This window comes from Mesorhizobium sp. M1252 (genome assembly GCF_040318265.1).
Taxonomy (GTDB): Bacteria; Pseudomonadota; Alphaproteobacteria; order Rhizobiales; family Rhizobiaceae; genus Mesorhizobium.
Window position 1 is genome coordinate 12,576 of record NZ_JAMYLX010000010.1, and the last position, 17,469, is coordinate 30,044.

Genomic DNA, 17,469 nt, shown 5'->3' on the forward strand with positions numbered 1-17,469 from the left:
ATGCTATAGCGGGATGGAGCGGTCGTCGGCGAAGGCCTGCAGCAGCGCCCGCATCGGCAGCCCTTGAGCTGGCGCCATCAGATTGTCGGCAAAGAAAGCCTCCAATTCCTCCAGTGGCAGTTCGGTCAACATCGCCTTGACCGGGCCGATCGAGGCTGGAGACATCGAGATCGAGCGGTAGCCGAGGCCGATCAGCGCCATGGCGGAAATGGGTTTTCCGGCAAGCTCGCCGCACAGCGTCACCGGCGTGTGGTTGCGAACCCCGGCGTCGGCGATCTGCTTCAGAACCCGCAGGAACGGCGTCGACAGCGTGTCGAAGCGGTCGGAGAGCTGCGTGTTCCCCCGATCGACCGCCATGACGAACTGGAACAGGTCGTTGGAGCCGACCGAGACGAAATCGACCGCCTTCATCAACTCGTCGAGCTGGAACAGCAGCGACGGCACTTCCAGCATGGCGCCCACCTTGAGGCTGGTCGGCAGATGGTGGGCAAAGCGGGAGAGATGCCGCACTTCGCGGTCGATGATCTCGCGCGCCTGGGCGATTTCGCCGAGTTCGGTAACCATCGGCAGCATCAGCTTCAGTTCGCGCCCGCCGCAGGCCTTCAGCAGAGCGCGGATCTGGGTCCTGAGCAGACCCGGCCGGTCGAGCGTCAGCCTGATCGCGCGCCAGCCGAGCGCAGGGTTTTCTTCCTGGACAGCGCCCTTGAAGTAGGGCAGCACCTTGTCGCCGCCGATGTCGATGGTGCGGAAGGTGACCGGCTTGCCGCGCGCCGCGTCCAGCACGTCGCGGTAGAGCCGCTCCTGCGCCTCGGCACGCGGGAAGGTCGAGGCGACCATGAACTGCAATTCGGTGCGGAACAGGCCGATGCCGGCGGCGCCCGCCTCGGCCAGTTGCGGCAGATCGACGGCCAGGCCCGCATTCATCAGCAGGTCGACCTGGACGCCGTCCTTGGTCACCGACGGCTTCTTGCGCAATTCCCGGTAGACTTCCTGCCGGCGCGCCCGGAAGCGCACTTTTTCGGCATAGGCGGCTTCGAGGTCCGGCTGCGGCCGCAGATGGATGGTCCCTTCCTCGCCGTCGACGATGATGGCATCGCCGTTTTCCGCCATGGAAACGGCGCCCTTCATCTGGCCGGCGACCGGAATGCCCATGGCGCGCGCGACGATGACGACATGGCTGGTGGCAGCGCCGTCTTCCAGCACCACGCCGCGCAGCTTGTCCCTGGGATAATCAAGCAGTTCGGCCGCGCCCATCGAGCGCGCGACCAGGATGGCATCCTTCGGCAGTGACGCCGCGACGTCGTCAGGCCCGCGCCCCATCAGCTGACGCAGCAGCCGGTTGGCGAGATCGTCGAAGTCGCTCATCCTCTCGCGCAAATAAGGATCGGTCATGTGCAGCATGCGGGCGCGCATGTCGCTTTGGACCTTTTCCACCGCCGCTTCCGCCGTCAGGCCGTTGCGGATCGCCTCTTCCAGCCGGCGCACCCAGCCGCGGTCGTTGGCAAACATGCGATACGCTTCGAGCACCTCGCGATGTTCGCCCTCGAAGGCGACATCGCGCCGCTCCAGCATGTCGTCGATAGAAAGCCTGAGCGAACCGAGCGACGTCTCCAGCCGGCGCACCTCTTCCTCACTGTCCTCGTTGAACAGATTGGTGACGACGATGCGTGGCTCATGCAGCACGACATGGCCGAGGCCGACGCCCTCGTTGAAGGACAGGCCGGTAAAGCTGACGGGACGGCGCAGATCGAGTTCGAGGCCGGGCCGGGTCAGGCGAGCGAGATCACCGGTGGCGATCATCTCGGCGATCACCATGGCGGTCGTTTCCAGCGCCTCGACCTCGTCGTCGCGGTAGTGGCGCATGGTCTTGTTCTGCACCACCAGCACGCCCAGCGTGCGCCCTGCCCTTAGTACCGGCACGCCGAGGAAGGAATTGTAGATCTCTTCGCCCGTCTCCGGCAGGTAGGCGAAGGCCGGATGTTCCTGTGCATTGGAGAGGTTGAGCGGCCGCGCGCTCGCGGCAATGGTGCCGACGAGGCCCTGCCCCAGCCGCAGTTGCGCCAAATGGACGGCGTTCGGGTTCAGACCTTCCGTGGCATAGAGTTCGAGCACCGAATCGGCGCGCAGCACATAGAGCGAGCAGACCTCGGCGACCATGTTGGAGGCGATGTCGCGCACGATCCGGTCGAGCCGCTCCTGCGGCTCCAGCGGCTCCTGCATGAGCTCGCGGAGCCGTTTCAGCAGAACGCGCGGGCCGCTGGCCGTATCACGCATCGCGGCTTCTTCTCCAATGGGCATTTTGCCCGCCGCAGTTTCCACTGCGACCGGCGCACACGCAACAACTCAAATCGCTCTCGCTACTGCTTATCCAGACCGTACACGGAATGCAAAGTACGAACCGCGAGTTCCGTGTAGGGACCGTCAATCAGTATCGAAATCTTGATCTCGGAGGTAGTGATGGCGCGGATGTTGATCGCCTTGTCGGCCAGCGCCTTGAAAGCGGTGGCGGCCACACCGGCATGGCTGCGCATGCCGATGCCGATGACCGAAACCTTCGACATGCCGGCTTCCGACTGCACCACGTCATAGCCGATCGAAGCCTTCAGACGCTCCAGCACGGCCAACGCCTTGTCCACGTCGCCGGACGGCACGGTGAAGGTCATGTCGGTGAACTTGCCGTCCTCGGAGATGTTCTGGACGATCATGTCGACATTGATGTTGGCCTCGGCCAGCGGGCCGAAAATGCCGGCGGCAACGCCCGGGCGGTCGCCGACGCGGCGCAGAGAAATCTGCGCTTCGTCCTTGGCGTAGGCAATTCCGGTGACGACCTGCTGTTCCACGATCTCTTCCTCGTCGCAAATGAGCGTTCCCGGAGGATTGAGCAAATCCCCCATTCCGGGCGCATCGGGATCGTCGAAGGACGACCGCACGAACGTACGCACCCTGTGCACCATGGCAAGCTCGACCGAGCGCACCTGCAAGACCTTGGCGCCGAGCGAGGCCATTTCGAGCATTTCCTCGAACGAAATCTTGTTGAGCCGCCGCGCCTTCGGCTCGATGCGCGGATCGGTGGTGTAGACGCCGTCGACATCGGTGTAGATGTCGCAGCGGTCGGCCTTGACCGCCGCGGCAATGGCCACCGCGCTTGTGTCGGAGCCGCCGCGGCCGAGCGTGGCGATGCGGTTGTCCGGGCCGATGCCCTGGAAGCCGGCGACGACAGCCACCTGGCCCTCGCCGAAGCGCTTGATCAGGAACGCGCCGTCAATTTCGAGGATGCGCGCCGCGCCATGCGCGTTGTCGGTCTTGATCGGGATCTGCCAGCCCTGCCAGGAGCGGGCATGGACGCCCATATTCTGCAGTGTGATCGCCAGCAGGCCGGCAGTCACCTGCTCGCCCGAGGCGACCACGGCGTCATACTCGCGCGCGTCGTGCATGGGCGAGGCTTCGCGCGTCCAGCCAACCAGTTCATTGGTCTTGCCCGCCATCGCCGAAACCACGACAGCGACCTCATGGCCGGCATCGACCTCGCGTTTGACGTGACGCGCCACATTGCGGATGCGGGCGATGTCGGCGACGGAGGTTCCGCCGAATTTCATCACGATGCGCGCCATGGAAGCGAAATGCCTTTGACTGAAGCCGGCCCAGGACCGAAAGGGGAAGTAAGCGCTCGACAGAAGCCGGCCGCTGAATGCGCGCCTCCTTAGCCAAATGATCACGGTTTCGCAAGGCTGGCGGCGGATGCCGGCTTCAGGATCGCGGCATATTGCGTTCGGCCCCGCCGCCGCTTACCAAATGCTGCCCGCGGGAAACTCCTTTTGGTCCGGCATATCGAATGATTGTTCGCCTTCGACGCGCCATGCGGTGGCAATCGCTGCCGCTGTTCATCGGCTTCGCCGTGCTGGCGTTGATCGTCGGCACACGCGCCGTGCTGGTCGAGACCCAGAGAGCCAATCGTGAGGCCGCGCGCCAGGCGGTCGAGTATCAGGAATTGCTTTCCGGTTTGCTTACGATGGCTCAGGAGGCCGAGACCAGCCAGCGCGGCTATCTCCTGACCGGCGAGAAATCCTACCTCCAGCCTTATCGGCAGGCGGTCGACGCCATTCCGGGCCAGCTTGCCCACATCGACGGCATGACCGCGCCCGACGACGAACTCGTGCAGCAGATCAACCACGTCAAGGACGCGCTTTCACAAAACCAGGCCGAATTGGCTGAGACGATTGCACTCTACGATCGCGGCGATGCGGCAAAAGCTCTGGAACTGGTCCGCAGCGGCCAGGGCAAGGCCGCCATGGACCAGATCCGGGCCAGCATGGACACGATCCGGCGCATTGGCGGCGCAGCCATCGCCGCGCGCGACGCTCATACCGACCTGGTCGAAAACTGGCTGCGAATCGGCTCGATAGCGGCGCTGCTGGCGATCTTCCTGCTTGGCGCCTACACGGTTCGCCTTTCGCGCCGCCGGTTCCGCGCAGTGGCGATCGCCCAGGAAGAGCTGATGCGCAAGAACATCGAGCTCGGCAACGAAATCCAGACGCGTGAAAAGGCCGAATCGCAGATCCGCCAGATGCAGAAGATGGAGGCTGTGGGCCAGCTGACCGGCGGTATCGCCCACGATTTCAACAACATGCTGGCGGTGATCATCAGCGCCATGAACCTCGCCCAGCGCAAGCTGACGCGGGGCGAGCACGACATCATGAAATTCATCGAAGCGGCGACCGATGCGGCGACCCGGGCCGCAAACTTGACGTCACGGCTGCTTGCCTTCTCGCGCCAGCAGCCGCTCGCGCCTCAGGTTGTAGACGCCAATCGTCTGGTCGCCGGCATGTCGGACCTGCTTCGGCGGGCGCTCGGCGAAACCATCCGCATCGAAACCGTGCTGGCTGGCGGCCTGTGGAAGACCCATGCCGATCCGAGCCAGCTCGAAAATGCCATTCTCAATCTGGCGGTCAATGCGCGCGACGCCATGGGCGAGGACGGCAAGATGACCATCGAGACCGCCAACAGCCACCTCGACGAGAGCTACGCCGCCACCCATGCCGAGGTCAAAGACGGCCAGTATGTGATGATCGCGGTCAGCGACACCGGCGCCGGCATGCCGGCGGACGTCATGGAGCGGGCTTTCGAGCCATTTTTCACCACCAAGCCGGTCGACAAGGGCACCGGCCTCGGGCTGAGCCAAGTGTTCGGCTTCGTCAAACAGTCCGGCGGACACGTCAAGATTTACTCGGAACCCGGCCAAGGCACCACGATCAGGATCTACCTGCCGCGCTTCTTCGGCCCGGAAGAGGCCGCCATATCTTCGGAACGAGCCGGAAATCCTGCCGTGCCGGTCACCGAAACCATCCTTGTCGTGGAGGACGATCCACGCGTGCGGGCTTCCACCGCCGATGCCATGCGCGAACTCGGCTACACCGTCATTCATGCCGCAAGCGGCCAGGAAGCGCTGGAAAAGCTGGGCGACAACCCTGGTGTGGCGCTCATGTTCACCGATATCGTCATGCCGGTGATGAATGGCCGCAAGCTCGCGGAGGAGGCGCTGGCGCGCATGCCGAAGCTGAAGGTGATCTTCACCACCGGCTTCACCAGGAACGCCGTCGTCCACAATGGCGTGCTCGACCATGACGTGCATTTCCTGGCCAAGCCCTTCACCATCGAGCAGCTGGCGGCGAAATTGCGCGACGTGCTGGACGCAAAATGACCGAGACCCTGGAAATCGTCACCTTTCGCCTCAAGCCTGGAGCGGAAGCGGGCTTTGCCGCCGCCAACAACCTGGTCGCCGACTGGCTGGCGCGGCAACCTGGTTTCGTAAACCGCTGCCTGGCGCGGCGGGACGATGGCAGCTGGGTCGATGTCGTGCGCTGGCGAAGTCGCGAGCAGGCTCTCGCCGCCGCGGGCCGCATCATGGCCGAGATCGGCGATTGCGAAGCGATGCGGGCCATCGATCCCGCGAGTGTTGAGATGGGACATGCGGCGATTGTGATCTCGAGGCCCTAGGTCGACTTGCCAGCAGTCGCATAAAACCGGCCTTGACTTTCTTGCCCCGGCACCCGACTTCCTAGCGTCCGAGGAGACCCGCCCCATGCCAGAGGCCCGACGATCGACAATCGATGCCGGAGAAGTGGAACGCTTTTCCGCGCTTGCCGCCGAATGGTGGAACCCGAACGGCAAATTCCGTCCGCTGCACAAATTCAACCCGGTCCGGCTGGCCTATATCCGGGACCAGGTGGCGGCGCGCTTCGGCCGCGATCCGCGGGCGGCGCGGCCGTTCGAAGGCCTGCGTTTCCTCGATATCGGCTGCGGTGGTGGATTGTTGTGCGAGCCGATGGCAAGGCTTGGAGCCGAAGTGGTCGGCGCCGACGCCTCGGCAACCAACATCGAGGTGGCGAAGCTGCACGCGGCCGAAGGCGGCGTGACGGTGGATTATCGCGCTACGACCGCTGAGGATTTGGCCGATTCCGGCGAGAAATTCGACGTCGTCCTCAACATGGAAGTCGTCGAGCATGTTGCCGATGTCGACCTGTTCATCGGCAAGTGCGGCGAGATGGTCAAGCCCGGCGGCATCATGTTCGTGGCCACCATCAACCGCACGCTGAAGGCACTGGGCCTGGCCATCATCGGCGCCGAATATGTGCTGCGCTGGCTGCCGCGCGGCACCCACCAGTTCGGCAAGCTGGTGCGGCCTGAAGAGCTTGAAAAGGCGCTCGGCAGCGCCGCCATGACCATCATCGACCGTACCGGCGTGACCTACAATCCTCTCGCCGACCGCTGGGCACGCTCCAAGGACATGGACGTCAACTATATGGTGCTGGCGGAAAAACGATCGGTCTGAACGAAGGGGCGGCCGTGGACACTATGAGGGCCCGAGAGCTGGCGCTCGATCTTCCCGAAACGGTCGAGCAATCGCATTTCGGCAAGGCTGACTTCCGCGTCCGCAACCGTATCTTCGTCTCTCTGCCCGAAGCCGACCGTGCTGTCGTCAAGCTCGACCGCGACCAGCAAGAGATGATGGCCGCGGCTGAGCCATCGGTTTTCAGGCCCGTGACAGGCGGCTGGGGCCAAAAGGGATGGACGTCGATCATGCTCGAAGCCTGCGACGAACAGACATTCCACAGCGCAGTTCGGACGGCCTGGCGAAACGTCGCCCCGCCGGCGCTACGGAAGCGCCTCGACGCGAGCCAAATTTAAGCTTGAGCAGTTCGAGGAAAAGTGTGAAGCGGTTTCGCGGGAAAGCGCATAGCGCTTTGCCTAGGGAATTGCGTAAACAAAGAACTTATGCCTTCTGGCTCTGCGCCTTGGTGGTGATGATCACGCCGATGGTGATGATCACCGCGCCGGCCCAGGTCAGCAACTGGTAGTGCTCGCCGAGGAAGATGGTTCCGGCAAACAGGCCGACGGCCGCCGCCACATAGCCGATCTGGCTGAGATAGACCGGACCGCCCACGGCCTGCAGCCGGAAGAAGAAGGCAAACATCGCCGAGGCCGAAGCGACTTGCGCCGCGACAACCAGCGGCACGGCCCTGAGCGGGGCGAAAGCGCCGACGCCGAACAGCGCGAGAATGCCGATCAGCAGCAGCGTCGCCGAGGCCAGGTGGCTGCCGACGGCCAGTTCGATCGGACCGGTGCCTTCGGGCCAGTCGACGGTGCGATAGATATTGCCGGCGGCAAGGCTGACCGGGATCAAAAGTCCGACCAGCACCCAGAAGAAATCGGCCGGCTGGCCGGCCTCGCCGCGCGTCACCGCCACCATGACGGCGCCGATGAAGCCGACGGCGATACCGATACTGCCGAGCATATTTGGCCGTCGAACGCCGAGCAGGATCGAAAACACCAGTGTGATGACCGGCGACAGCGTGAACATGATGCCTGTATAGCCGGCGCCGAGATGCGGGATAGCCGAAAACATCAGCAGATTGGGCACGGCGTAGGACACGGCGGCGGTGATGAAGAAATAGCGCAGTCTGTGCGACGTGAGCCGCATGCGCTCGCCGTTCGCGAGCAACGCGCACAGCAGCACGCCCCCGGCGCCGAACGAGATGACGAAGGCCCAGACCATGGCCGGAACGCCGGCAGCCGTCGCCAGCTTGCCGAACGGCAGGGTCAGGCCGAGCAGGCCGCCGGTGACGACCAGCAGGCCAAGCGCCGATTCCCAGAGAAATTTCATCGGATGGTCCCGTCACTCACTTGCGGCACTGGGTCGAAACTGTATCTTGAGGTAGCATACCACAAAGATTCTTTACGTCAAGATACTTAGCGGTGAGACAGATGGATCGCGCGGCAAAGGCGGTGGAGCAATGGAAGCGGGAACGGCCGGACCTGGAGGTGTCGCCGATGCTGGTGCTTGGGCGGCTGAACGAAGCCTCTTCGCTAATCGCCCGCGAGCGCCTCGCCCCGCTGTTTGCCCGTTTCGGACTGCAGGCCGGCGAATTCGATGTGCTGGCGACGCTGCGCCGCTCCGGCCAGCCTTACGCGCTGACACCGACCGCTCTCTACGAGGCGACGATGGTGACCTCCGGCGCCATGACCAACCGGCTCGACCGGCTTGAGAAGGCCGGACTGATCCTGCGCGGCCCGCACCCCAACGACCGGCGTGGCATTGTCGTGCAACTGACCGAAAAAGGTCTGGCCTTGATCGACGAAGCCCTGACCGCCCACGTCGCCAACGAGCATGAAATCCTCGCCGGGCTCACCGGCACGGAGCGGGGGGCACTGGCTCAGTTGCTTGGCAAATTGATCGATAGCGCCAGCTGATCGCTCAATTGCGCTCCTCGGGAAAACTCGGGATCGGCATGAAATCGATGCCATCCTCGGCCAAGCTCTTGGCTTCGTCCAACGTCGCCTCGCCATAGATGCCCCGCGCATCGCTCTCGCCGAAATGGATCTTGCGCGCTTCTTCGGCAAACTTGTCGCCGACATAGTCGGCATTCTCGCGCACCTTCTCGGCCATCGCCTTCAGTTGCGCCAAAGCCTGCTTCTGGGTTTCGCCCATGGCCAGCGCAATTGTTTCCTGCTTCCGCGCGGTGGAGACGGCTGGCGCCATCAGCGCCTTTTGCACCTTGTGCGAGCCGCAGCTCGGGCAATCGACGAAGCCGCGCTTCTTCTGCGTGTCGAAATCGTCATTGCTGCGAAACCAGCCCTCGAATTCGTGCTCGTGCTCGCAGATCAGGGCAAAGCGGATCACGAAGCCGCGCCCCTGAGCCGCGGCGCTTCCACTGCGCCGGCATTGACGGCAAAATCACGCGCGTTCTTGAGATTGGGGATTTTCTTACGCGCGGCCGACGACTGCGCCGTGTCGATCTCGGCGATGATCACCTCCGGATCGTCATGGTCGGCCTCGGCGAGAATTCGACCCCATGGGTCGACGATCAGCGAATGGCCATAGGTTTCGCGGCCATCCTCATGCAGGCCACCTTGTGCTGCAGCAACCACATAGGCGCCGTTCTCGATGGCACGGGCTCGCAGCAGCACATGCCAGTGCGCCTCGCCGGTCTGGCGGGTGAAGGCGGCAGGCACCGACAAGAGGTCGGCGCCGGCCATCGCCTCGGCGCGGAACAGCTGTGGAAAGCGTAGATCGTAGCAGACGGCAAAGCCGAGCCTAGCGCCGTCGATCTCGGTGACGACGGCCTCGGTGCCCGGCTCATAGGCGGCGGATTCGCGCCAGCTCTCGCCATTGTCGAGGTCGACATCGAACATGTGGATCTTGTCGTAGGTGGCAAGGGTGGCGCCGTCCGGCCCAAACAGCAGCGCCCGGTTCGCGAGCTTGCCGTCGGTGCGCAGGATGGCGGTCGAGCCGATGTGCAGGAAGACGCCGAGTTCGCTGGCGAGCTTGCGCGCGGCCGCCACGACGATGTCCTTGTCTTCCAAGGTGAAGGAAGCAGCCCTGGCTTCCTTGTCGCGGATCAGCGCACCGGTCATTTCCGGGGTCTGGATGTAGGTTGCACCGAGGCCTGCCGCTTCGCGCACCAGCCGTTCGAGATCGACCGCGTTGCGCTCGGGGCTCTCGCCCGAACGCATCTGGATCGCCGCCGCCTTGAAAATACCCATCGTCACGTCCTCTTTGAGCAATTCCAGGAAAAGTGTGTAACGGTTTTCCGTCCGGAATTGCGTAAAAACAAAGACATAGAGCGGCGCTACGAACCGCTCTTTGTCGTCGAGCCGTTGGCAAGCAGCCTATCCAGCTGCCCCCGTGCCTCCAACTCGTGGAGGTCGTCGGAGCCGCCGACATGCGTGTCGCCGATGAAAATCTGCGGAAAGGTCGAGCGGCCATGCGCCCGCGAAATCATTTCCTGGCGCAATTCCGGCGAAAACGAAGCGTCATGCTCGGTGTAAGCGACGCCCTTGCGGTCGAGCAGCCGCTTGGCCGCCGCGCAATAGCCGCACATCATACGGGTGTAAATCGTCACATCGAGCATCGGTCCGTGCCTTTCCTCGACCTTATATAGTCGCGGACTCGTCGGCCCGAAAGTCCCCCGGCAGGACACGCGCGAAGGTCAGCACATCGACCGCTCCGGCGCCGCCCTTCTTCAGCGCCCTGGCGACCGAGCGCACGGTGGCGCCGGTGGTGTAGACATCGTCGACCAGAAGCACGCGGCGCCCAGTGATCTCGATTTCGGCTTCCGCAGGCACACGGAAGGCGGCGCGGACATTGGCCTCGCGCTCCTGCCGCTCCAGCCCGACCTGCTGGCGCGTGAGCTTGACGCGCCGGACCGCCGAGGGCGAGAAAGGCAGCCCGCTAAGCTGCGCAACCGCCCTTGCCAACTCCGCCGACTGGTTGAACTGCCGGCGAAAGAAGCGCCGCCAGTGCAGCGGCACCGGTACGACGACATCGGCGTCTGCAATTAGCTCAGCGCCGGCGCGCAGCATCCAGCGCGCCATCCACGGCGCCAGATCGGTGCGATCCTGGTATTTCAGACCTTGCACCATCTGGCGGGCGACACCTGAATAGGCCACGGCCGCCCGCGCCCGCTCGAACGGCGGCGGATCGGCGATCGCCTCGGCCGACAGGAATCCCTCGCCCATATCGTGCGTGAATGGCGTGCCCATCACCGCGCACCATGGCCGCTCCAGCAGCCTGAGTTTCGGCCAGCAGGCACCGCACAAAACGCCGGGTTGCGAGACGTGCCTGCGACAGCCGGCACAGACCGGCGGGAACAGCATCCGCGCCGGCCAGTCCAACATGGCCAGTTTCAACATGGTTTGAGCGAGGCTCTTGATCTCCATCACCGGATCGGCCACGTGGTTTTGTCGTCCGCGCCAGGATATCACTAGACGGACAAACAGGGATGTCTACCGTTGCAGCCGATCATCGATACTGAACTTTGGCTGGTGCGCAAGCGCAGGGCGCTGGCCCACCCCGTAGCCGGCGCGGATTTTCTGATGCGGCGGGCGGCGGAAGACCTTGCCGACCGGCTCGGCGCGGTCGAGCGGAAATTCGGCAAGGCCGCGGTGCTGTTTTGCCAGACGCCGGACGCAACGGACGTGGTCGCTGCAAGCGGCAAGGCAGCGGAGATCGTGCGCGTCGAGGCAGATCCAGCGTTTCTGGACGGCCGGCCAGGGCTGATAGCACCGCTGGAAACAGTGCCGTTCCAGCCGGAAAGCCTCGACCTCGTCGTTTCACTTCTGTCGTTGCAGGCGATGAACGACATTCCCGGCATGCTGGTGCAGATCCGCCGCGCTCTGCGGCCCGACGGGCTTTTCCTCGGCGCCTTTGCCGGCGCCGGCACGCTTTCCGAATTGCGCGAAAGCCTGCTCGCCGCCGAGACCGAACTCTATGGCGGCGCCAGCCCGCGTGTCATCCCCTTCACCGATGTTCGCGACGCCGGCGCACTGCTGCAGCGCGCCGGACTGGCGCTGCCGGTGGCCGACGTCGAATCGGTGACCGTCCGCTACGATACCCTCTTCGACCTCATTGCCGATCTCAGGGCGATGGGCGAAACCAGCGCGCTGACTGATCGCAGCCGGCGACCGGGAGCGCGAAAGCTTTTTACCCGTGCCGCCGAAATCTATGCCGAACGCTTTTCGGACGCTGATGGCCGCATCAGGGCAAGCTTTTCCATCGTCTGGATGTCGGGCTGGGCGCCCGATGCCTCGCAGCAAAAGCCCTTGAAACCGGGTTCGGCGAAGGTCTCGCTGAAGACGATACTGGAAAACCCCGGCGGGCGGTGACGGCGCTCCGGATCAGTGCTCGGCGAAGGCGTTTGCGAGCCTGCTGTTGTTGTCGCTGAACAGAAACTGGATCGCATTGCTGGCCTTGCCGACACCCCCGACGATGGCAAGCGACAGCACCGCAACGATCAGGCCATATTCAATGGCCGTGGCGCCTGTTTCGTCCTGCAAAAATCGGCGCAGCAATGGCTTCATGATCGTCGATCCCTCTCATCCCCGACCATATCGCCGACCTGTTAAGAAAGGTTAACGGCACAAGCTTAACAGGCTGTGAAATGGGCCTGCGTTGAGGAAGTTCTCAAGCTGGTGTCGACCTTGTTGGTCAGCAGTCGCCGCTGCGTTGGCCGTCGGCGCGGATGATGCAGACTGAGTTCGGTGAGGGCTGCAGCACGCTTCTGCGCAGCGTATAGGTGGCCCGCGAGCCGATCGAACCCGTGCTCATCGGGTCGAGACCGCCTGCAAGAGCATCGCGGCTGGATGATCGCGTCTGGTTGTCCAGCACGGGGACCGCGATCAGCGCCAACGCCACTGCGGCCGAGCCGAACAACAGCGTGACGCGCAATAAGCCGACGCCGGCGGCGCGAAAGCTGCGATCTGGCCGGATCGAGTCCCATTCCCTGTCGAGGCTCATGCAATCGCTCCCCGCGAACCCGCTTTGCCGCAATTTTTCACGACGAGATAAATCTTCCATTAACGCTGGCTAGATCAGACCGCGAAATGGCTTTGTATCACAACAGGTCGATGAGGAACTGGATTAGCGGCGCGTCGGCCGGCGGCATGGGATAGTCGCGCATCTGCTTTGGCCGCACCCATTTCAACGCCTGCCCTTCCCTGGGCTGCGCGATGCCGCGGAAGCGGCGGCAGACGAACAGGGGCATCAGGAGATGGAAATCATCATAGGAATGGCTGGCGAAGGTGAGCGGCGCCAGGCAAGGAATGTCAGTCTCGATGCCGATTTCTTCCTGCAGTTCGCGGATCAGGCATTGTTCCGGCGTCTCGCCTGGCTCTACCTTGCCGCCGGGAAATTCCCACAGGCCGGCAAGCTGTTTGCCCTCGGGCCGCTGCGCCAGAAGCACCCGCCCATCGGTATCGACCAGCGCGCACGCGGCGACCAGCAGCAGGCGTTTGCCGGTGATCTCGCTCATGCGCCCGGCGGCCGGCGATAGTGGTAGCGATAGACTTCGTCGAAGCCCAGCGAGCGATAGAGCGCCAGCGCCGGCGCATTGCCGGCCTCGACCTGCAGCCAGGCTTCGCGAGCGCCACGCAGCCTCGCCCACTTAAGCGCCGACAGGATCAGGTTGCGGCCATGGCCCTGATTGCGCGCCGACTTGGCGGTGGCGATCTCGAACAGGCCGGCAAGATCGCCGTCATGGACGCAGATCAGCACCGCCAGAGGGTCGGCCCCTTCCTCCAGCGCAAACAGCCCGACTTCGGGTTGGATGGCGCCGATGATTTCCGAAAGACCGGGCCGCAGCGATGCATCCGAGCCGCTAACCTTGAGCGACGCGCCGAGAAAGCGGCTGATATCCTTCAGCGGAATCTGGTCCATGGCCGGCGCCAGTTGCGCGTCCGCCAGCGGCAGCCGCATCACCAGGGATTCGTCGAATGTGCTCCAGCCCTCATTGTCGAGATGCTTGGCTAGGTCCGGCCCCGACAGCGGCGAGATGCGGAAGGTCAGCGGCCTGCCATAGGCGTCGAAGCGCCGGCTGGCGCGGCCGATGCGCTCGGCAATGTGCTGGGTGTCGCCGGGATCGAGCGGGTTGACCGAGTTCAGCCGCTTGGCCGGATGGCCGGCTGTCAGCCGCACCACCCAGGTGCCGTCATAATGCACGGCCGCCGCCGGCCAGGCGCGAAACCCCGCAGCCTCGTAGCGGCGCACGATGGCGAGCATGCTTGCCGGATGCCTGGAAGCCAACTCCATCAGCTCCGGTAATCGCCATTGATGGCGACATATTCCTTGGTGAGGTCGCAGGTCCACACCGTCGCCTTGCCGCGGCCGATACCGATATCGGCGCGGATGCGAATGTCGTCGCGCTTCATATAGGCCGAGGTCGCTTCCTCGGAGTAGCCCGGGTCGCGTTCGCCCTCATGCGCCAGACGGTTGTCGCCGAACCAGATCGACAGCCGGTCGCGATCGGCCGGCTCGCCGGCCTTGCCGACGGCCATGACGACGCGGCCCCAATTGGCGTCCTCGCCGGCAACCGCCGTCTTGACCAGCGGCGAATTGGCGATGGACAGCGCGATGCGCTTGGCCGAGCGCGCCGATTTGGCGCCGGTAACGGTGACTTCGACCTGCTTGCGGGCGCCCTCGCCGTCGCGCACCACTTGCAGCGCCAGCGATTTGAGCACCTTGCCCAGCGCCCGGCGGAACGCGCCGAGACGCGCATCCTTGGGATCGCTGATGGCGGGCGCGCCGCGCTCGGCAGCGGCTCCGGTGGCGAACAACAGCAGCGTGTCGCTGGTCGAGGTGTCGCTGTCGACGGTGACGGCGTTGAAGGTCTTGGCCGTGCCGCGCGACAACAAGTCCTGCAGCACGGGGGCGGCGATCGGCGCATCGGTGGCGATGAAGGACAGCATAGTCGCCATATCGGGCGCGATCATGCCGGCGCCCTTGGAGATGCCATTGATGATGACGTCGGTGTCGCCGAGCTTGACCGTCGCTGTCGCCACTTTCGGATAGGTGTCGGTGGTCATGATGGCCTTTGCGGCCTCGGTCCACAGATCCGGCTTGCCGTCCTTGACCAGTCCGGCGAGCAAATGGCTGAATTTGGTGGTGTCGAGCGGCTCGCCGATTACCCCGGTAGAAGCGAGGAACACTTCGCCTGGCGTGCAGCCTGCGGCCTTGGCCGCGGCCTCGCCGGTCAGTTCGGTGGAGGCGCGGCCCTTCTTGCCGGTGAAGGCGTTGGCGTTGCCGGAATTGACGACCAGCACCCGCGCCTTGCCGGCGCCAAGGTTCTCGCGGCAGAAGTCGACCGGCGCCGAGGGGCATTTCGACTTCGTGAACACGCCGGCAACCGCTGTGCCGGCATCGAAGACCATGGCCAAGAGGTCGGTACGGTTCTTGTACTTGATCCCGGCCTCTGCGGTGGCGATGCGCACGCCCTCAATGGCAGGCATTTTGGGATATTTCTTCGGCGCGAGCGGCGAAATCGTTGCGGACATTGGGGACCTCGGGCGACGGAAAAACGCTAGGCGAAGGCCGGTTTGCCCGATAGCACGGCCCGGCGCAAGGGCGTTTTCTTGGCCGCCGCTGTCGGCAAGCCACCAGGGATTAAGCTTGCATTTCAAATCCGTTGGCGTCACCGGGGCCTCTGGCGTTATGATATCGGCCATGGGCAGGCTGGTGATCTTGGCGGTGGCGTGTATGGGGCTTTTGCTCCTGAGCGCCGATGCGCAGCCGGAACGGCGCGTGGCGCTGGTCATCGGCAATGGCACCTATGCCGAAGCCGGCACGCTCACCAATCCGGTCAACGATGCCCTCGATATTGCCGGCAAGCTGCGCTCGATCGGCTTCGACGTCATCGAGGGCAACGATCTCGGCAAGCGCGAACTCGAGCGCAAGATCGGCGAATTTTCCGATGCGCTGGAAGGTGCGGGCGTCGGGCTTTTCTATTACGCCGGCCACGGCCTGCAGGTGGAAGGGCGCAACTACATCGTGCCGGTCGACGCCCAGCTCGACATGCCGGTCAAGCTGCAGCTCGAAGCCGTGCCGATCGACGAAGTCCTCGACATCATGGAGCAGCAGACCAAGGTCAGCCTGGTCTTTCTCGATGCCTGCCGCAACAATCCCTTTGCCCGCAGCCTGAGCCGCACCGCCACCACGCGCTCGGCAACGGCGCTTGCCGGTCTGGCGCAGTTCGATTCGACGCGCGGCTCCTTCATCGCCTTCTCGACGGCGCCAGGCGCTGTCGCCATGGACGGCACCGGACGCAATTCGCCGTTCGCCGCCGCCCTGCTGCGGCACATGGCCGAGCCCGGCCAGAGCATCAACGACATGATGATCGCGGTGCGCCGCGACGTGGTCTCCGAAACCCGCGAGGGACAGCGCCCATGGGAACAGGGTTCGCTGCTCGAACGGTTTGAGTTTGTGCCCGGCGGCGAAACGGTTGCACAGCCGAAGCCCGCCGTCCCCCCGGCGCCCGAAACAAAGGTTGCGGCACTCGAACGGTCTGTAGGCGACGACAAGACCGCAATCGAGAAATTCCTGCGCGACGACTATCTTGCGCCCGATGCCGCGGCGATCGGCGAGACCGTCAAGCGGCTCTATGCGCCTTCCGCTACCATCTTCGGCACGCGCTATGACAGCGACGCTGTCGTCAAGCTCAAGACGGACTGGTTCGCGCAATTTGCATCCTGGTCGTTCAGTCTCGAGCCCGGCAGCCTCGAGGTGACGCCGCAGGGCGAGAACCGCGCCGAAGCCGTGTTCGCGATGAGCTACGACTATATGTCGAAAGACAAATCGGCGGCGCGCATGACCGGCAAGGCACGAGTCACGCTTGGGCTGGTGAAGAGCGACGGCCAGTGGCGTATCGCCTCGGAAACCTCGCAAGCGATGAACTGAAAATCCCCGCGCAGGGCGAATGTGAGGCCTGCTTCTACAAGCGCTGGAAACGGGCCGTTTCGTTTGCCTGCCAGCTCACCTATATTGCCGGCGAGATTGTTGGCCAGGATTGCCGGCGAGATTGTTGGCGAGGACAGACATGGGCGAGGATCCGGCGCGCAGATCGATCGGGGCGCGGCGCAACCCAGACAGCGCCGAGGCCATTCTCGAGGCCGCGGAGGCGGTGCTGGTCGAGGCCGGCTATGCCGGCTTCTCCATAGAGGCCGTGGCGCGGCGGGCGCGCGCCGGCAAACCCACGATCTATCGCTGGTGGCCGAGCAAGGCGGCCTTGCTGTTAGAGGTCTACAAGCGGCAAAAGCGTGTCGACGTCCCCGATACCGGCAGTCTCGAAGACGACCTCGTCGGTTTCCTGAGGAACCTCTTCGCGCATTGGCGCGACACATCCTCGGGCAGCGTATTCCGCTCGCTGATCGCCGAGGCCCAGTCGGACGAAGCGGCGGCCGCGGCCCTGACTGGCTATGCCGATGGGCGCGTGTCCCACACCGCTCGGATCATCGAGCGCGCCAAGGCGCGCGGCGAGGTTGCGGCCGATATCGACGCAGCGCTGGTCGCCGACCTCATCGCTTCCTATGCCTGGAAACACCTTTTGACCAACCGGCTGGACGAAGATGAGGCGACAATCCGTGCCACTGTCCGCTATGTGATGTCAGGCATCTCCCGCAATTGAAAAGGGCGCCGAACGGCGC

General features: G+C 64.3%; 20 protein-coding genes. 8 read left to right on the plus strand and 12 right to left on the minus strand.

Annotation, left to right across the window (positions count from 1 at the left end; all coding sequences use genetic code 11):
* Positions 1–3: 3 nt before the first annotated feature.
* Together ptsP and NKH22_RS20210 are read right to left on the minus strand one after the other, a co-directional pair.
* Positions 4–2,274 (minus strand): phosphoenolpyruvate--protein phosphotransferase, encoded by a 2,271-nt coding sequence (ptsP, locus tag NKH22_RS20205; RefSeq protein WP_023672972.1) that lies wholly within the window; start codon positions 2,272–2,274, stop codon positions 4–6.
* A gap of 83 nt (positions 2,275–2,357) precedes the next feature.
* Positions 2,358–3,611, minus strand: a complete 1,254-nt coding sequence (locus NKH22_RS20210) for an aspartate kinase (protein WP_023672973.1) — start codon at positions 3,609–3,611, stop codon at positions 2,358–2,360.
* 245 nt (positions 3,612–3,856) lie between these two features.
* Here NKH22_RS20210 and NKH22_RS20215 point away from each other — a divergent pair, with 245 nt between their 5' ends.
* From NKH22_RS20215 to NKH22_RS20230, 4 genes are all read left to right on the plus strand, one after another.
* Positions 3,857–5,698 carry a CHASE3 domain-containing protein gene (locus NKH22_RS20215; protein WP_502900306.1) on the plus strand — a complete coding sequence of 614 codons (1,842 nt, stop codon included), beginning with the start codon at positions 3,857–3,859 and terminating at the stop codon, positions 5,696–5,698.
* Positions 5,695–5,994, plus strand: a complete 300-nt coding sequence (locus NKH22_RS20220) for an antibiotic biosynthesis monooxygenase family protein (RefSeq protein WP_023822812.1) — start codon at positions 5,695–5,697, stop codon at positions 5,992–5,994. Before NKH22_RS20215 ends, NKH22_RS20220 begins: the two co-directional genes overlap by 4 nt.
* A gap of 85 nt (positions 5,995–6,079) precedes the next feature.
* Positions 6,080–6,829, plus strand: coding sequence for a bifunctional 2-polyprenyl-6-hydroxyphenol methylase/3-demethylubiquinol 3-O-methyltransferase UbiG (gene ubiG, locus NKH22_RS20225; RefSeq protein WP_023672976.1), 750 nt, complete (start codon positions 6,080–6,082; stop codon positions 6,827–6,829).
* 23 nt (positions 6,830–6,852) lie between these two features.
* Positions 6,853–7,185 carry an MmcQ/YjbR family DNA-binding protein gene (locus NKH22_RS20230; protein ID WP_023822811.1) on the plus strand — a complete coding sequence of 111 codons (333 nt, stop codon included), beginning with the start codon at positions 6,853–6,855 and terminating at the stop codon, positions 7,183–7,185.
* A gap of 85 nt (positions 7,186–7,270) precedes the next feature.
* On the opposite strand, the gene NKH22_RS20235 is transcribed toward NKH22_RS20230, so the two are convergent.
* Positions 7,271–8,161, minus strand: a complete 891-nt coding sequence (locus NKH22_RS20235; protein ID WP_023822810.1) for a DMT family transporter — start codon at positions 8,159–8,161, stop codon at positions 7,271–7,273.
* Positions 8,162–8,262: 101 nt separating this feature from the next.
* Here NKH22_RS20235 and NKH22_RS20240 point away from each other — a divergent pair, with 101 nt between their 5' ends.
* Positions 8,263–8,748, plus strand: coding sequence for a MarR family winged helix-turn-helix transcriptional regulator (locus tag NKH22_RS20240; RefSeq protein WP_023672979.1), 486 nt, complete (start codon positions 8,263–8,265; stop codon positions 8,746–8,748).
* A gap of 4 nt (positions 8,749–8,752) precedes the next feature.
* Here the strand turns inward: NKH22_RS20240 and NKH22_RS20245 are convergent, their stop codons facing one another.
* From NKH22_RS20245 to NKH22_RS20260, 4 genes are all read right to left on the minus strand, one after another.
* Complete coding sequence (locus tag NKH22_RS20245) at positions 8,753–9,178, minus strand: DUF1178 family protein (RefSeq protein WP_023672980.1); 426 nt, start codon at positions 9,176–9,178, stop codon at positions 8,753–8,755.
* The gene (locus NKH22_RS20250) at positions 9,175–10,041 is read right to left on the minus strand and encodes a carbon-nitrogen hydrolase family protein (RefSeq protein WP_023748462.1); all 867 of its coding nucleotides are present in this window, start codon (positions 10,039–10,041) and stop codon (positions 9,175–9,177) included. The genes NKH22_RS20245 and NKH22_RS20250 overlap by 4 nt, the downstream gene beginning before the upstream one ends.
* 86 nt (positions 10,042–10,127) lie before the next feature.
* Positions 10,128–10,409 (minus strand): glutaredoxin 3, encoded by a 282-nt coding sequence (grxC, locus tag NKH22_RS20255; RefSeq protein WP_023672982.1) that lies wholly within the window; start codon positions 10,407–10,409, stop codon positions 10,128–10,130.
* A 22-nt stretch (positions 10,410–10,431) separates the two neighbouring features.
* Positions 10,432–11,217, minus strand: coding sequence for a ComF family protein (locus NKH22_RS20260; protein ID WP_196814971.1), 786 nt, complete (start codon positions 11,215–11,217; stop codon positions 10,432–10,434).
* A 72-nt stretch (positions 11,218–11,289) separates the two neighbouring features.
* Here NKH22_RS20260 and NKH22_RS20265 point away from each other — a divergent pair, with 72 nt between their 5' ends.
* Entirely contained in the window at positions 11,290–12,162 is an 873-nt protein-coding gene (locus NKH22_RS20265) for a methyltransferase domain-containing protein (protein ID WP_352910730.1), read from the plus strand.
* Positions 12,163–12,174: 12 nt separating this feature from the next.
* Here the strand turns inward: NKH22_RS20265 and NKH22_RS20270 are convergent, their stop codons facing one another.
* From NKH22_RS20270 to argJ, 5 genes are all read right to left on the minus strand, one after another.
* Positions 12,175–12,357 carry a Flp family type IVb pilin gene (locus tag NKH22_RS20270; protein ID WP_023672984.1) on the minus strand — a complete coding sequence of 61 codons (183 nt, stop codon included), beginning with the start codon at positions 12,355–12,357 and terminating at the stop codon, positions 12,175–12,177.
* Between the two features lie 127 nt (positions 12,358–12,484).
* Entirely contained in the window at positions 12,485–12,793 is a 309-nt protein-coding gene (locus NKH22_RS20275; RefSeq protein ID WP_023686679.1) for a hypothetical protein, read from the minus strand.
* Positions 12,794–12,890: 97 nt separating this feature from the next.
* The gene (mutT, locus tag NKH22_RS20280; protein ID WP_023685791.1) at positions 12,891–13,307 is read right to left on the minus strand and encodes an 8-oxo-dGTP diphosphatase MutT; all 417 of its coding nucleotides are present in this window, start codon (positions 13,305–13,307) and stop codon (positions 12,891–12,893) included.
* The gene (locus NKH22_RS20285) at positions 13,304–14,053 is read right to left on the minus strand and encodes a GNAT family N-acetyltransferase (protein ID WP_023713717.1); all 750 of its coding nucleotides are present in this window, start codon (positions 14,051–14,053) and stop codon (positions 13,304–13,306) included. Before NKH22_RS20285 ends, mutT begins: the two co-directional genes overlap by 4 nt.
* 29 nt (positions 14,054–14,082) lie before the next feature.
* The gene (gene argJ, locus NKH22_RS20290) at positions 14,083–15,324 is read right to left on the minus strand and encodes a bifunctional glutamate N-acetyltransferase/amino-acid acetyltransferase ArgJ (protein WP_023694001.1); all 1,242 of its coding nucleotides are present in this window, start codon (positions 15,322–15,324) and stop codon (positions 14,083–14,085) included.
* A gap of 169 nt (positions 15,325–15,493) precedes the next feature.
* Here argJ and NKH22_RS20295 point away from each other — a divergent pair, with 169 nt between their 5' ends.
* The gene (locus NKH22_RS20295) at positions 15,494–16,723 is read left to right on the plus strand and encodes a caspase family protein (protein WP_023694002.1); all 1,230 of its coding nucleotides are present in this window, start codon (positions 15,494–15,496) and stop codon (positions 16,721–16,723) included.
* 139 nt (positions 16,724–16,862) lie between these two features.
* Positions 16,863–17,450, plus strand: coding sequence for a TetR/AcrR family transcriptional regulator (locus NKH22_RS20300; RefSeq protein WP_023694003.1), 588 nt, complete (start codon positions 16,863–16,865; stop codon positions 17,448–17,450).
* Positions 17,451–17,469 lie beyond the last annotated feature (19 nt).

What these genes read in the sequence shown, in the direction of transcription:
- ptsP (WP_023672972.1), bottom strand. Translation starts at nt 2,274, where the DNA reads ATGCGTGATACGGCCAGCGGCCCGCGCGTTCTGCTGAAACGGCTCCGC.
- NKH22_RS20210 (WP_023672973.1), bottom strand. Translation starts at nt 3,611, where the DNA reads ATGGCGCGCATCGTGATGAAATTCGGCGGAACCTCCGTCGCCGACATC.
- NKH22_RS20215 (WP_502900306.1), top strand. Translation starts at nt 3,857, where the DNA reads ATGCGGTGGCAATCGCTGCCGCTGTTCATCGGCTTCGCCGTGCTGGCG.
- NKH22_RS20220 (WP_023822812.1), top strand. Translation starts at nt 5,695, where the DNA reads ATGACCGAGACCCTGGAAATCGTCACCTTTCGCCTCAAGCCTGGAGCG.
- ubiG (WP_023672976.1), top strand. Translation starts at nt 6,080, where the DNA reads ATGCCAGAGGCCCGACGATCGACAATCGATGCCGGAGAAGTGGAACGC.
- NKH22_RS20230 (WP_023822811.1), top strand. Translation starts at nt 6,853, where the DNA reads ATGAGGGCCCGAGAGCTGGCGCTCGATCTTCCCGAAACGGTCGAGCAA.
- NKH22_RS20235 (WP_023822810.1), bottom strand. Translation starts at nt 8,161, where the DNA reads ATGAAATTTCTCTGGGAATCGGCGCTTGGCCTGCTGGTCGTCACCGGC.
- NKH22_RS20240 (WP_023672979.1), top strand. Translation starts at nt 8,263, where the DNA reads ATGGATCGCGCGGCAAAGGCGGTGGAGCAATGGAAGCGGGAACGGCCG.
- NKH22_RS20250 (WP_023748462.1), bottom strand. Translation starts at nt 10,041, where the DNA reads ATGGGTATTTTCAAGGCGGCGGCGATCCAGATGCGTTCGGGCGAGAGC.
- grxC (WP_023672982.1), bottom strand. Translation starts at nt 10,409, where the DNA reads ATGCTCGATGTGACGATTTACACCCGTATGATGTGCGGCTATTGCGCG.
- NKH22_RS20260 (WP_196814971.1), bottom strand. Translation starts at nt 11,217, where the DNA reads ATGGAGATCAAGAGCCTCGCTCAAACCATGTTGAAACTGGCCATGTTG.
- NKH22_RS20270 (WP_023672984.1), bottom strand. Translation starts at nt 12,357, where the DNA reads ATGAAGCCATTGCTGCGCCGATTTTTGCAGGACGAAACAGGCGCCACG.
- NKH22_RS20275 (WP_023686679.1), bottom strand. Translation starts at nt 12,793, where the DNA reads ATGAGCCTCGACAGGGAATGGGACTCGATCCGGCCAGATCGCAGCTTT.
- mutT (WP_023685791.1), bottom strand. Translation starts at nt 13,307, where the DNA reads ATGAGCGAGATCACCGGCAAACGCCTGCTGCTGGTCGCCGCGTGCGCG.
- NKH22_RS20285 (WP_023713717.1), bottom strand. Translation starts at nt 14,053, where the DNA reads ATGCTCGCCATCGTGCGCCGCTACGAGGCTGCGGGGTTTCGCGCCTGG.
- argJ (WP_023694001.1), bottom strand. Translation starts at nt 15,324, where the DNA reads ATGTCCGCAACGATTTCGCCGCTCGCGCCGAAGAAATATCCCAAAATG.
- NKH22_RS20295 (WP_023694002.1), top strand. Translation starts at nt 15,494, where the DNA reads ATGGGCAGGCTGGTGATCTTGGCGGTGGCGTGTATGGGGCTTTTGCTC.
- NKH22_RS20300 (WP_023694003.1), top strand. Translation starts at nt 16,863, where the DNA reads ATGGGCGAGGATCCGGCGCGCAGATCGATCGGGGCGCGGCGCAACCCA.